The following is a 14,030-nucleotide window of genomic DNA, read 5'->3' on the forward strand; positions in this document are numbered from 1 at the left end:
CTCGACGACCGGATCGGATTGATCCGGTCGGAATAGGCTCCGGGCTGAAGGGGGAAGCAGGCTGCCGACGAGGAAGTGGCCGCCTGCATCCGCAAACCGGCAGAAATGCCGGCAACAAAGACGAGGAAGCCGGTTCGCCCGCAAGCGGGCGCTCCAAGGATCGAGTTACGAGGAAGTCATGACCATCAATCTCCAGATCCCCGATATCACGGAGCTGAAGCCGAGAATTACGGTCTTCGGCGTGGGCGGTGCCGGTGGCAACGCTGTCAACAACATGATCCAGGCAGGCCTTCAGGGTTGCGACTTCGTGGTCGCCAACACCGATGCGCAGGCCCTGACGCTCTCCCAGTCCGACCGCGTGATCCAGATGGGCGTCGCGGTGACGGAAGGCCTGGGCGCCGGATCCCAGCCCGAGGTTGGCCGCGCGGCCGCCGAAGAAGTGCTGGATGAAATCAACGACCACCTGTCGGGTGCGCACATGGTGTTCATCACCGGCGGCATGGGCGGCGGCACCGGCACCGGTGCGGCGCCGGTCATTGCCCGTGCGGCGCGCGAGCAGGGCATCCTGACCGTCGGTGTGGTCACCAAGCCGTTCCACTTCGAAGGTCAGCGCCGCATGCGTCTTGCCGAACACGGCATTCAGGAGCTGCAGCAGTCGGTCGACACGTTGATTGTCATTCCGAACCAGAACCTGTTCCGCATCGCCAACGACCAGACCACCTTCGCCGACGCCTTCGCGATGGCCGACCAGGTGCTGTATTCGGGCGTTGCCTGCGTCACCGACCTGATGGTGAAGGAAGGTCTCATCAACCTCGACTTCGCCGATGTGCGCTCGATCATGCGCGGCATGGGCAAGGCGATGATGGGCACCGGCGAGGCGACCGGCGAGAACCGCGCCATGCAGGCGGCGGAAGCTGCGATTGCCAATCCGCTGCTCGACGAAACCTCCATGAAGGGCGCGAAGGGGCTGCTGATCTCCATCACCGGCGGTCGCGACATGACGCTGTTTGAGGTGGACGAAGCCGCAACCCGCATCCGCGAGGAAGTGGACGAGGACGCCAACATCATCATGGGTGCGACCTTCGACGAGAGCCTTGAGGGCACGGTCCGCGTCTCCGTCGTGGCGACCGGCATTGACCGTGAAGTCATGGAAAACACCACTCTGGCCGAAACCCGCATGGCTCAGCTGACCGAGCGGCTGAAGACGGCGACGGCGCAGCCGCCGCTTGCCCGCAAGCTGGAGACGGTTTCCCAGCCGATCGCGAGCCGCCCGGCCCCGATCATCACCGAAGATGCGCTTGAGGCGGAGCTTACCGCGCAGCATCAGCCGACCCATGTCGCGTCCGATCCGGCCGTGACCATCGAGGCCTATCAGCCGAGCCCGAGCGTTGTCTCCCAGCGCGACATGCCGCTGGATTTCGACGAGGTCCCGCAGGCCCCGGCTGCAATCGACGAGCCCGCGGCGGAGCCCTACATTCCGCCCACCGCCGAAACGATTGCGACCCCGCGCATGCCGGAGATCGAGGATTTTCCTCCGATCGTGCACGATGAAATCCGCACCAAGGCGATGACCGCCATGGGTGAGGGGCAGGCTTATGCCGAGCCGCAGGGGCAGTCCTACGAAGACGACGATGACCGTCGTCCGATGAGCCTGCTGCGCCGTCTGGCTTCCGGCCTTGGTCGTCGTGAAGAGCATGATGAATATGCTCACGACGAACACGCCTACGAGGCCCCCCAGGCCAACTATCAGCAGCCTGCCGCTCCGCAGGCCGCACAGCGACCGGCTGCGCCGCAGCCCGCGCACAGCGAGTACGCCAAGCGGCCTGCTCAGGGTGCCGCCGGACGTCTGGACCCGCATGGCCGTCCTGCACCGCAGGCCCGCCAGCAGGCCGAGGATGACCAGCTGGAAATCCCGGCCTTCCTGCGCCGTCAGGCTAACTGACGACGCCTTACTTCCTCGACTTCCTCGTGGCAGCGGCCCGGCATCAGCCGGGCCGTTTGTCGTTCCGCTCCCGGTTTATGGCGCGGTGACGGGCAGGGGGCATTCAGTTTCCTGCGCGAGGTGGATTTGTCCGGCCCTTTGGGCGAGAGTGCTGATATTCCAGACGAACCTTGATTCGATTCCTCCAGGGTTGCTCCGGTTGGCGACCAGGAGGAGCGCATCGGCAGCCCGCACGATGTGACGCGCAGCCCGAATGTTACAGACTTCGTGAGCGGATGTTACTCGCCCCGGCCAGGTCGCTGGCGGCTGGCGGGCGCGCGTGCTTCAAAGGCGCAAGGGGGCGGATCGCTGCGGATTTCCAGCGTTCGAACCTGCTGCAGGCACAATCTGTCAATCAGGAGTGGAGCGCATTGCGGCGTCGTTTCCCGGGCAGGGTTGGGAAACCGTTACAATGCGTAATAAAGCTTTATTTCTGCCCACCCACAGCTGCGGGTAGTGTGCGCCGCGTGGAACCGAAGCCGCCGCGATTGATGACGCGCATCCGCAGAAACTCGCGAAAGCTGACGGTCGGCGATACGCAGTCGTACATGACGGACGGGTCGTGAACGACATGATGGGCGGAACAAAACCGACATCAGGTCCGCTTCTCCGGGAAATCCCTGGCGAAGCGTAGAACCAGAAGAAGCCGGGACGAATGGCCGCCAGGCCATAAGAGGACAGAACTATGACGGGAATTCGGAACGACAGGCAGAAAACCCTTGCCGGGCACGTAACGGTGAACGGTATCGGAGTTCATTCCGGCAATCCCGTTTCAATGACCCTTCATCCCGCCCCGGCCGACAACGGCGTCACCTTTCTCATTCCCTCCGCAGACGGTTCGTCCGATACCGAACTCCAGGCGCACTGGTCCGAGGTCTCCGCGACCGCTCTTTGCACGGTCCTTGGTCGCGATCCGGAATCCATCGGAACGATCGAACACCTGATGGCCGCGCTCATGGGCCTCGGTGTCGACAATGTGGTGGTGGAAGTCGATGCGCGCGAAGTGCCGATCATGGATGGCAGCGCCGCGCAGTATGTTGAGGCAATCGATCAGGTCGGCCTCCTCACGCAGACCAAGGCGCGCCGATTTATCCGCATTCTCAAGCCGGTCCGCATCGAGCACAACGGCTCGGTGAGCGAGCTTCGTCCCTATTCGGGCACCCGTTTCGACATCACCATCGATTTTGACACCCCGCTGATCGGTCGCCAGCGTTTTGCCAGCGACATGACGCCGGATGTCTTCCGCAACGAGCTTGCCCGTGCGCGCACCTTCGGCAAGGTCTCCGAGGTCGAGCAGCTTTGGAAGATGGGCTTTGCGAAGGGCTCCTCGCTGGAGAATTCCGTGGCGATCGCCGAGGACCGGGTTCTGAACCCGGAAGGCACCCGCTGGCCGGACGAGTTCGTGCGTCACAAGACACTGGATGCGGTGGGCGATCTCAGCCTTGCCGGCTATCAGATCCTTGGCGAGTACCGTTCCTACAAGCCGGGTCACAAGATGAATCACTCCATGCTTGTCGCCCTGTTTGCAGATGAAGACGCCTATGAACTGGTCGACGGTCGCCCGCAGCGCGAGGCTGCGCCGGTCGATTTCGCCGGCGAGATCGCAGTGCCCGCCTATTGCCCGGAAGTCGCCTAAGGGCAGTGCCGGGCTTTTCGCCACAAAAAAGTTGCAAATCCGCGCGAAGTCGCATCATTCGGATGCGCCGTCTGATGCGGCAGGAACACACGGTCGGCGTGTGCGGTCCGTTCATTGCGGGGACCCCCTTTCCCTTGGTGGGGAAACCGCGCTAGAAGGACGTGGCCGCCACAGGGCCTGCGGCGACTTCTGTAAGAGAGGCGATTTCAGTGTTGGGACGTGTTTTCGTATCGAACCGGACGGGGCGGGATGCATCAGGGCATACCGGAGCCGGCCGTGCTCGGGCCATCCTGCGCGTGATGCCCCTCGTGGCCGTGCTGGCCCTTGGTGCCTGTGCGTCCAAGGAGACGGATGACCTGGCGCTGGACGATACGCCCGCAGACCAGCTCTACAATGAAGGCCTCGCCTTCCGCGCCGCCGGTGACCTGCGAGAGGCCACCAAGAAGTTCGAGGAAGTCGACCGGCTTCACCCCTATTCCGAATATGCGCGCAAGTCGCTGATCAACCTTGCCTTCACGCATTATTCGCGCGGCCAGTATCCGGAAGCGATTTCCGCTGCGAAGCGCTTTGCAACGCTTTATCCCGGTTCGCCCGACGCCGCCTATGCGCTCTACATCATGGGCAACTCCTATTTCCACCAGATCCCGGACGTGACGCGCGATCAGCAGGTGACGGCGCGCGCCCTCGCGACCATGCGTGAACTGGTGCAACGCTATCCCGACAGCGAATATGCCAGCGATGCGCGCAAGAAGATCCGCGTGACCGTCGATCAGCTCGCCGGCAAGGAGATGGAGACGGGGCGCTACTACCTGAAGCGCCGCAATTATGTCGCCGCCATCAACCGCTTCCGCTACGTGGTCGAGAACTATCAGGAAACGCGCCATATCGAGGAGGCGCTTTCGCGTCTGACGGAAGCCTACTATGCGATGGGCGTGGTCAACGAGGCGCAGACGGCTGCCGCCGTGCTCGGCCACAACTATCCGGAAAGCCAGTGGTACAAGGATTCCTATTCGCTGCTGAAAAAGGGCGGGTATGAGCCTTCGGCCAATCCGCGGAGCTGGATCAGCCGCGCGTTTGAAAGTATCAAGGTTCTCTAGTCCGCTTCCGCCGGATCATGATTCGCTTCGCTGGCGTGACGTGTCTGCGGTATCCGTTCGCGGTGCCGTGCGCGTCTCGGCCAGAGGGCGGCGGCCAACTGCCGGGCGCATATAGGCGCTCGGTCACGTCCAAGTGTTCAGTAACGTCACATCGGGTTTCAACCCCACGGGATTTGTCGAACCGACCACACCATGCTGGCAGCTCTCTCGATCCGCGATATCGTTTTGATCGACCGGCTGGACATCGATTTCACCGGTGGCATGACGGTGCTGACCGGTGAAACCGGCGCGGGCAAATCCATCCTTCTCGATGCTTTGTCGCTGGCCCTTGGCGGGCGCGGCGATGCCGGGCTCGTGCGTCATGGCGCCGATCAGGGGCAGGTGACCGCGGCTTTCGATGTCGCGATGAGCCATCCGGCCCGTGCGCTTCTTTCCCAAAACGATATCGATGACGATGGCGACATCATCCTGCGCCGTGTGCAAAGCGCGGATGGGCGGACGCGCGCTTTCGTCAATGACAGGCCGGTCTCGGCAAGTCTGATGCGCGATATCGGTTCGCGGCTCGTCGAAATTCACGGTCAGCACGATGAACGCGCGCTGGTGGACCCGGCAAGCCATCGCAGGCTGCTTGATGCGTTCGGCGGGCTGGAAGCGCAGGCGGGCGAGGTGGCGGAAAGCAATCAGGCCGTGCGCCGAACCCAGCGCGCCCTTCGCGAGCACGAGGATCGGGTGGAGAAGGCGCGGCGCGAGGCCGATTTCCTGCGTTCGGCTGCGGAAGAGCTGGCCGTTCTCGATCCCAGGCCTGGCGAGGAAGAGGAACTTGCGGAACGCCGTCAGGCGATGATGCGGGTTGAGAAGATCGCGGGCGATCTGGGCGAGGCGGTGGAAACGCTGAACGGCACGGCTTCGCCGATCCCGGAAATCGCGAGCCTGATGCGCAGGCTTGAGCGCAAGTCGGAAGCCTCCGGCGGGCTGGTCGATCAGCCTGTGCACCTGATGGGGCAGGCGCTTGATCTGCTGGAAGAGGCGCGCGGCGAGCTTGAGGCCGCCTTCCGCAGGACCGAATTCGATCCACGCGAGCTTGAGGCTTCGGAAGAAAGGCTCTTTGCGCTCAGGGCGGCCGGGCGAAAGTTCTCCGTTCCGGTCGATGAGCTTGCCGATCTGCGCAAGCGCATGGAAGCAGATCTCGCCGATCTCGATGCGGGCGAGGAAAAGCTGGGTGCGCTGAAAGCCGCGCTCAAGGATGCGCAGGCGGCCTATGACGCCAAGGCGGGAGCCTTGAGTGAGGCTCGGCGCAAGACGGCGGCGGCGCTGGAGGCTGCGGTTGCGGGCGAATTGCCGGAGCTGAAGCTGGAGCACGCGCGTTTTATCGTGGAAATCTCCAGCGACCCGGAGGCGCGTGCGCCGGAAGGCATCGATCAGGTGGAATTCTGGGTGCAAACCAACCCCGGCACGCGGCCTGGCCCCATGATGAAGGTTGCCTCGGGCGGCGAGCTTTCGCGCTTTCTGTTGGCGCTGAAGGTCTCATTGGCCGACAAGGGCTCCGCGCCGACGCTCGTTTTTGACGAAATCGACACCGGTGTCGGCGGCGCGGTGGCGGAGGCGATTGGTATCCGGCTGGCCCGACTTGCCACACAGGTACAGGTTCTCACCGTCACCCACGCCCCGCAAGTGGCCGCACGTGCTGTGGGACATCTGCTCATCGCCAAGGACAAGGTGGATGCGGAGCGCGTGGCGACCCGGGTTGCGCCGCTGGAAGATCATGCAAGGCGCGAGGAAATCGCGCGCATGCTGGCAGGCGCGGTCATCACCGACGAAGCGCGGGCTGCGGCTGCCAAGCTGATGGCGGGGACCTGAGACGTCCATTGCCGCGAAGGCGCAGCCCAAGGAAACGGATGCGCGGGGAGGGGAGGATGTCGATTGACCTTCAATCTGGACGCCTATCTGGCGCGCCTTCGGATCGATGCGCCTCCGGCGACAAGCGCCGGACTTGCCCACCTGCAGGAAGCGCATCTTTGCGCCATCGCGTTTGAGGCCATCGATCCTCTGACGGGGCGTGTTCCCGCGCTTGATCCCGATGCGCTTCACCGCAAATTGGTCGTTGGCGGACGCGGTGGCTATTGCTTTGAACAGAACAGCCTCTTTTTTCTGGCGCTGTCCGCTCTCGGATTTGAAGCCGAGCCCGTGATGGCGCGGGTGCGCAATGGCGGGCCGCGCGGCGGGGCGCGCACGCATCTTGCCCACGTCGTTCATCTGGAGGGGCGTGACTGGCTGGCCGATGTCGGCTTCGGCGGCGGCGGGGCGCGCTGGCCGGTACCGGTGGAGCGCCATCGCCTCGACTATCAGCCGGGAGAGGTCTACCGGGTCGTTCATGACGCGCAGACGGGCGAGATCGTTCTGCAACGGTTTGCCGAGGATGGCTGGTCCGGGCTTTACGGTTTTGAGCGGCTGAAGGTGCTGACGGTGGATGTGGAGGCGGCCAACCATCTGTGCGCGACATGGGCGAAAGCGCCCTTCAGTTCCAACCTGATGCTGCACCGTCTGAGGCCGGATGGGCGGATCGGCGTCTTCAATACAAAGGTCAACGAGGTGCGCGATGGGGTGAAGACCTCGCGCGAGATCGGCAGTGTGGCCGAATTGCGCGATCTTCTGGTGGATGCCTTCGGCCTCGCCATAGGGGAGGCAGACCTTGCGTTGATCGCAGCGCGGCTGGGGCTTTCCGCTGAGGAGATGGCGCAGGCCGGCGCGCGAGGGGCTCTATGGTTGAGGACAAGCAGAAACTTGCGGTCTTGGCGCTTCCGCCGGGGGGGCTTCCGGCGGCATAATGCGGCTTCCCGAATCCCCTGATCCGAGATCGCTTGACCATGTCCGAGACCGCGTCCCTTCCCGTTGAAAAGCTGAGCGCCGATGAGGCAAGGGCGGAGCTGGAGCGGCTTGCGGCGGAGATCTCCCGGCATGATGCGCTCTATTATCGCGAGGACGATCCGGAAATCTCGGACGCCGACTACGATGTGCTTCGCCAGCGCAATGCGGCGATCGAGGCGGCGTTTCCGGATCTGGTGCGCGCGGATTCTCCTTCCGTCTCCGTCGGCGCGGCTCCTCAGGAAGCCTTCGGCAAGATCACGCATCGCGTTGCGATGCTGTCGCTCGACAACGCCTTTTCCGATGACGATGTGACCGATTTCGTGGGCCGGGTGCGCCGGTTCCTGCGTTACGATCCGCTCCACGGCGCGCTTGCGGTGACGGCTGAACCGAAGATCGACGGCCTGTCTCTGGCGCTTCGCTATGAGGGCGGAAAGCTCGTCAGTGCCGCCACGCGCGGTGATGGCACGACGGGGGAAAACGTCACCCGCAATGCCGAGACCATCGACGACGTTCCCCGCACCCTGCCGAATGGTGTGCCGGAGGTGGTGGAGGTGCGCGGCGAGGTCTATATGGCGCATTCGGACTTTGCGGCGCTGAACGAGCGCATGATCGGCAATGGCGGCAAGCCCTTTGCCAACCCGCGCAACGCGGCGGCGGGCTCGCTGCGCCAGCTCAACCCGGAAATCACTGCCTCGCGACCCTTGCGGTTCTTCGCCTATGCGTGGGGCGAGATGAGCGCCATGCCCGCCGACACGCAGATGGGCATGATCGAGGTCTTCAGGGAGTGGGGCTTCGTCACCAACCCGCTGATGAAGCGCTGCGAGAGTGTCGAGGAGCTGATCGCGGTCTATCACACCATCGAGGAGGGCCGCGCGGAACTCGGCTACGACATTGACGGCGTTGTCTACAAGGTGGACCGGCTGGACCTTCAGGAGCGATTGGGCTTTGTCTCGCGCTCCCCGCGCTGGGCGATTGCGCATAAATTTCCGGCGGAAAAAGCCTTCACCATCGTGCGCGATATCGAAATCCAGGTCGGCCGCACGGGCGCGCTGACGCCGGTTGCCAAGCTTGAGCCGGTCACGGTGGGCGGCGTGGTCGTCTCAAACGCCACCCTTCACAACGAGGATTATGTGAAGGGCATCGGGCAGGACGGCGAGCCCATTCGCGGCGGCAAGGATATCCGCGTCGGCGATACGGTGCAGATCCAGCGCGCAGGCGACGTGATCCCGCAGGTCCTGGATGTCGATCTCACCAAACGGCCAGCGGAGGCGCAGGCCTTCGTTTATCCGACCGTATGCCCGGCCTGCGGCAGCCATGCGGTGCGTGAAGTCAATGCCAAGACCGGGCGTCTCGATGCGATCCGCCGTTGCACTGGCGGTCTCATCTGTCCCGCTCAGGCCAAGGAAAAGCTGAAGCACTTCGTCTCGCGCAACGCCTTCGACATCGAAGGTCTGGGCGACAAACAGGTGGAGTTCTTCTACGACATCCCGCTCGATCAGGGAGGTATCCGACAGCCTGCCGATATCTTCACCCTTCAGGCGCGCGATGCTTCATCGCTTGTGAAGCTGAAAAACCGCGACGGTTGGGGCGAGACGTCGGCGAAAAACCTCTTCGCGGCCATCGATGCGCGGCGCGAGATCGATCTCAACCGCTTCATCTATGCGCTGGGCATTCGTCATGTGGGCGAGGGCAACGCCAAGCTTCTGGCGCGCGCTTATGGCTCCTGGGAAGCGTTTGCCAAGGCGATGGAAGAGGCGGTGGATCACGAAAGCGCGGCGTGGATCGATCTCAACAATATCGATGGCATCGGCGAGATCCTGGCGGAAGCCGTGGTGCAGTTCTTCGCAGAGGAGCACAACCGCGAGGCTGTCACCGGGCTTCTGGCGGAGGTCACCCCGCTCGACATGGAAGCGCCCAGCGGCGAAGGCTCGCCCGTTGTCGGCAAGACGGTGGTCTTCACCGGCTCGCTGGAGCGGCTTTCGCGCGATGAGGCCAAGGCCATGGCGGAACGGCTGGGCGCGAAGGTCGCCGGGTCCGTTTCCAAGAAGACGGATCTGGTGGTCGCAGGGCCTGGGGCGGGCTCCAAGCTGAAAAAGGCGGAGGATCTCGGGGTGGAGGTCATTTCCGAGGATGCGTGGTTTGAGCTTGTGGGTGAGTAGGGGCTGACATCTCGCGTATGGCCGATCCTTCGAGACGCACTCTGACGAGTGCTCCTCAGGATGACGTTCCCGGGGGGTGAATTTTCAAGAAGCCAACCCCACCCACAACGTCATCCTGAGGAGGCCCGCAAGGGCCGTCTCGAAGGATCGGCCACACCCGCAATCCCCGCCTCACGGCTCAACATGCACGCTACCGAGAAACCGGGCCGCCAGCCTCGCATTCACCATCTTTGTTGCTATATTGTTCCGCAATGACACAAGAGAATCGTGGACGAATGAACACTCCCGGCGGCATGGACGACGACGATCTGGACGGTTGGAACCTGCCGGAACCCAAGCGAGCCTCGACACATGAGCCCGCGCCCGCGCGTCCGGCCACCGGAGGCATTGCGGAGCGCGCGATGGCGGCCATGCGGCCTGCTCCGATGGCTGTCGACTATCTTTCCGGCCTGAACCCCGAACAGCGCGATGCGGTGGAAAGCCTCGACGGGCCGCTTCTGGTGCTGGCGGGCGCAGGCACCGGCAAGACCCGCGTCTTGACCACCCGTATTGCCCATATTCTTGCAACGGGCCGGGCCTATCCGAGCCAGATCCTTGCCGTGACCTTCACCAACAAGGCCGCGCGCGAGATGAAGGAGCGGATTTCCGCGCTGGTGGGCGAGGGCGTGGAGGGGATGCCCTGGCTCGGCACGTTCCACTCCATCGGCGTGAAGATCCTGCGTCGTCATGCGGAGATGGTGGGGCTTCGGCCTGATTTCACCATTCTCGATACCGACGATCAGCTTCGCCTCATCAAGCAGATCATTCAGGCGGAAGGGCTCGACGACAAGCGCTGGCCTGCCCGCCAGTTCGCCTCGCTGATGGACAGCTGGAAGAACCGCGGGTTGACGCCGGAGCAGGTTTCCGAAGGCGAGGGGCGATCCTTTGCCGATGGCAAGGGCCGCAAGCTTTATCAGATCTATCAGGACCGGCTGAAGGTCCTGAACGCGGCGGATTTCGGCGATCTTCTGCTGCTCACCATCCGGTTGTTCCGGGAGCAGCCGGAGGTGCTGAAGGGGTTCCAGGAGCGCTTCCGCTACATGCTGGTGGACGAGTATCAGGACACCAACATCGCGCAATATCTGTGGCTGCGGCTTCTGGCGCAGGGCAACAAGAACATCTGCTGTGTGGGCGATGACGACCAGTCGATCTATGGCTGGCGCGGGGCGGAAGTCGACAACATCCTGCGCTTCGACCATGACTTTCCCGGCGCCAAGGTGATCCGGCTGGAGCGCAATTACCGCTCCACCTCGCATATTCTGGCCGCAGCTTCCCATCTGATCGCGCGGAACGAAGGCCGCCTTGGCAAGACGCTTTTCACCGAGCATGACGACCCGGATGCGGAACGGGTGGGGGTGAAGTCGGTCTGGGATTCAGAAGAGGAAGCCCGAACCATCGGCGAGGAGATCGAGGATCTCCAGCGCCACGGCCATGCCCTCAACGATATCGCGATCCTTGTCCGCGCGTCGTTCCAGATGCGCGAATTCGAAGAGCGCTTCATCACGCTCGGGCTCGATTACCGGGTGATTGGCGGCCCGCGCTTTTATGAGCGCATGGAAATCCGCGATGCGCTGGCCTATTTCCGCGCGACCGTGCAGCCCGCCGACGATCTGGCCTTCCAGCGGATCGTCAACACGCCGAAGCGCGGGCTTGGCGACAAGACGCTTGCGCCCATTCATGCGCTGGCCCGTGCCCAGAACATTCCGCTGATGCAGGCGGCTTTCCAGCTGGTGGAAACGGAAGAGCTGCGTCCCAAGGCGCGCCAGACGCTCAAAAGCCTGCTGATGGATTTCGCCCGTTGGCGCGCGCAGCTTGAGACGGCGTCGTCGCACACGGAAGTGGCCGAGGTCATTCTCGATGAGAGCGGCTATACGGAGATGTGGCGCAATGACCGATCTGCCGATGCGCCGGGGCGGCTTGAAAACCTCAAGGAACTGATCCGCTCGATGGAGGAGTTTGAATCCATCGGTGGCTTCCTTGAACATATCGGGCTGGTCATGGATCGGGATTCCGGCGACAGCACCGATGCGGTTTCCATCATGACGCTGCATTCGGCCAAGGGGCTGGAGTTCGACACCGTGTTCCTGCCGGGCTGGGAGGAGGGGCTGTTTCCCCATCAGCGCGCGCTTGACGAGTCCGGTCGCGCCGGGCTGGAGGAAGAGCGCCGCCTGGCCTATGTCGGCATCACGCGGGCAAAGAAGCGCGCGCGCATCTCCTTTGCCGCCAATCGCCGTGTGCATGGCATGTGGCAGAACTCGCTGCCCTCGCGCTTTCTGGATGAGTTGCCCGCCGATCAGGTGGAGATCGCGGAAGCCTCCACCTCCTACGGGAGTTACGGGGCAAGCCGCTTCGACACGCACGATCCCTTCGCCTCGGGAAGCTATTCAACGCCCGGCTGGCAACGCGCGCAGCGCAGCCGGGAGACTGCGAATTCAGGCGGCGGCTCCTATTCGCGCGGCGGCCACGGCAAGGGTGGGGGCCGGAGCGGGCCGAAGACCATCGAGGGCGAGCTCGTCGCAAAAAGCGTGACGTCAGCGGCTTCGGAGTATTCGATGGGGCAGCGGATCTTCCATCTCAAATTCGGCTATGGCCGGGTTGTCGGCATCGACGGCAACAAGCTGACCATCAGTTTCGAGAAGGCGGGCACCAAGAAGGTGCTGGACAGTTTCGTCGAAGCGACCTGACCCCTTTCAAGCCGCAAAGCCCGTTCTGCCCTTTCGCGGCGCGGCCTTCAGCCGTATAAGGCGCGCAATCGCTCAATTCTTGCGCTGCCGCTATCGGCTGCGTTGTTTCAGGACCACCATTCATGCCCATGATCCGCGCCCGCGTGACGGCGGACGAACTCGAAGCCCGGCGTATCGCCGGCATTCTCGAAGTCGCCTTCGAGGAGGATGGCTATCCCGTCTCCGTCTATGAAACGGTGATGGATGGGCCCTGGGTTGCGGAAATCCTGTTCTATGACGGCGAACCGGAGGCCGTGAAGGCCGAGATCCTCGACAAGGTCGGGTCGGATGCCTTCGCAGCACCGGTTGAGACCGATGTGCTTGAGGAGATCGACTGGGTCGCCAAGAGCCTTGAGAGCCTGAAGCCGGTGCGCGCCGGGCAATTCATCGTTCACGGCTCGCATGACCGCGACAAGATCGCGAGCTTCGATATTGGCATCGAGATCGAGGCTGCGCAGGCCTTCGGCACGGGCCATCACGGCACCACGGCAGGGTGTCTTGAAGAGTTGGGGCGGCTTTTCAAGCGCCATCACTATTCCAGCGTTCTGGATCTTGGCACCGGGTCCGGCGTGCTGGCCATCGGCATGGCGAAGCTTGCCAAGGCGCGCGTTCTGGCAACCGATATCGATCCGATTGCGACGAAGGCGGCCACGGCCAATGCGCGGCTCAATGAAGTGCCGGGGCTTATCGAATGCGTGACGGCGGCAGGCGTGCATCATCCGCGCATTAGGGCCCGCGCACCGTTCGATCTGATCGTGGCGAATATTCTGGCGCGGCCCCTGATGGCGCTGGCTCACCCGATTTCCCGGTTGATGGCCCGGCCGGGCACACTGGTGCTTTCCGGCCTGCGTGTGGCGGACGGCCCGCGGGTGCTGGCCTCCTATCGCAATCAGGGCTTCCGGCTCATCCATCGCCTTGAGCGCGAGGACTGGCTGACGCTGACTTTCGCGAACACGCCGGTCGATCTGTGATCAGTCGACGGCCTCTCGCCAAATAAAAAGCGCCCACGGCTGATCCCGAAAGAAGGGAGAGCCGTGAGCGCCTGGAGTTCGCCGCTTTCTTGTTTTTACGCGCTTGTTGCACGTTTCGAATTCTTAGGAAGGCGGAGCGCTATCTGCCGCGCGCGATATCGGCGCGTTCTGACAGATGCCGCTCCGGCCGCCTGGATATCCAGCGGCTTTCGCCTTCCCTGCCAGCCCCATATCGGGCCAGCGTGCACGGCACTGGCGGCCTTCAGTCTACGCCGTTACGTGCCGGTTCGCATTTCATCCGAGCCGTGTTCGCTCAGTAGGGAAACGTCATCGCGCCTTCGCGTTCCAGCTGCGAACGATCAAGCCCCTGGGCGTTGAGCGTCGTATCGTCGAGCGTCAGAAGGTAGCCGTTCACATAGCGCTTCGCCTGACGTTCACGCGCGCAGACCATGCGGTCGAAAGCGCGGCGGAAAAGGCTGTGACGAGCGCCCCCGTGAATTCCCGAGGTGGAGGCAATGGCCATGATGAAGTCTCCTTGGATCACTTGCGGCGGGTCTTT

General features: G+C 63.4%; 9 protein-coding genes. 8 read left to right on the top strand and 1 reads right to left on the bottom strand.

What is annotated here, in order from left to right:
* The first annotated feature begins 178 nt into the window (after nucleotides 1-178).
* The 8 genes from ftsZ (at nucleotide 179) to ABGM93_RS00365 (ending at nucleotide 13,471) form a co-directional block, all read left to right on the top strand.
* A complete protein-coding gene (gene ftsZ / locus ABGM93_RS00330) occupies nucleotides 179-1,942 on the top strand; it encodes a cell division protein FtsZ (RefSeq protein ID WP_321502367.1) in 1,764 nt (587 codons plus the stop codon).
* A gap of 724 nt (nucleotides 1,943-2,666) precedes the next feature.
* Nucleotides 2,667-3,617, top strand: coding sequence for a UDP-3-O-acyl-N-acetylglucosamine deacetylase (gene lpxC, locus ABGM93_RS00335; protein ID WP_319775579.1), 951 nt, complete (start codon nucleotides 2,667-2,669; stop codon nucleotides 3,615-3,617).
* Between the two features lie 299 nt (nucleotides 3,618-3,916).
* Nucleotides 3,917-4,714, top strand: a complete 798-nt coding sequence (locus ABGM93_RS00340) for an outer membrane protein assembly factor BamD (RefSeq protein WP_321334604.1) — start codon at nucleotides 3,917-3,919, stop codon at nucleotides 4,712-4,714.
* Nucleotides 4,715-4,906: 192 nt separating this feature from the next.
* Nucleotides 4,907-6,571 carry a DNA repair protein RecN gene (gene recN, locus ABGM93_RS00345; RefSeq protein WP_321502369.1) on the top strand — a complete coding sequence of 555 codons (1,665 nt, stop codon included), beginning with the start codon at nucleotides 4,907-4,909 and terminating at the stop codon, nucleotides 6,569-6,571.
* A gap of 63 nt (nucleotides 6,572-6,634) precedes the next feature.
* Nucleotides 6,635-7,561: an arylamine N-acetyltransferase gene (locus ABGM93_RS00350; protein WP_321502371.1), complete on the top strand. Its 927-nt coding sequence runs from the start codon at nucleotides 6,635-6,637 to the stop codon at nucleotides 7,559-7,561.
* A gap of 17 nt (nucleotides 7,562-7,578) precedes the next feature.
* Complete coding sequence (gene ligA, locus ABGM93_RS00355) at nucleotides 7,579-9,738, top strand: NAD-dependent DNA ligase LigA (RefSeq protein ID WP_321502373.1); 2,160 nt, start codon at nucleotides 7,579-7,581, stop codon at nucleotides 9,736-9,738.
* Nucleotides 9,739-10,013: 275 nt separating this feature from the next.
* Nucleotides 10,014-12,461, top strand: coding sequence for a UvrD-helicase domain-containing protein (locus ABGM93_RS00360; protein ID WP_321502375.1), 2,448 nt, complete (start codon nucleotides 10,014-10,016; stop codon nucleotides 12,459-12,461).
* A 122-nt stretch (nucleotides 12,462-12,583) separates the two neighbouring features.
* Nucleotides 12,584-13,471, top strand: coding sequence for a 50S ribosomal protein L11 methyltransferase (locus ABGM93_RS00365; RefSeq protein ID WP_321502377.1), 888 nt, complete (start codon nucleotides 12,584-12,586; stop codon nucleotides 13,469-13,471).
* Nucleotides 13,472-13,784: 313 nt separating this feature from the next.
* Here the strand turns inward: ABGM93_RS00365 and ABGM93_RS00370 are convergent, their stop codons facing one another.
* Nucleotides 13,785-13,994 carry a hypothetical protein gene (locus ABGM93_RS00370; RefSeq protein ID WP_319775585.1) on the bottom strand — a complete coding sequence of 70 codons (210 nt, stop codon included), beginning with the start codon at nucleotides 13,992-13,994 and terminating at the stop codon, nucleotides 13,785-13,787.
* Nucleotides 13,995-14,030: the final 36 nt, after the last annotated feature.

Source organism: Breoghania sp. (assembly GCF_963674635.1).
Classification (GTDB): Bacteria; Pseudomonadota; Alphaproteobacteria; order Rhizobiales; family Stappiaceae; genus Breoghania.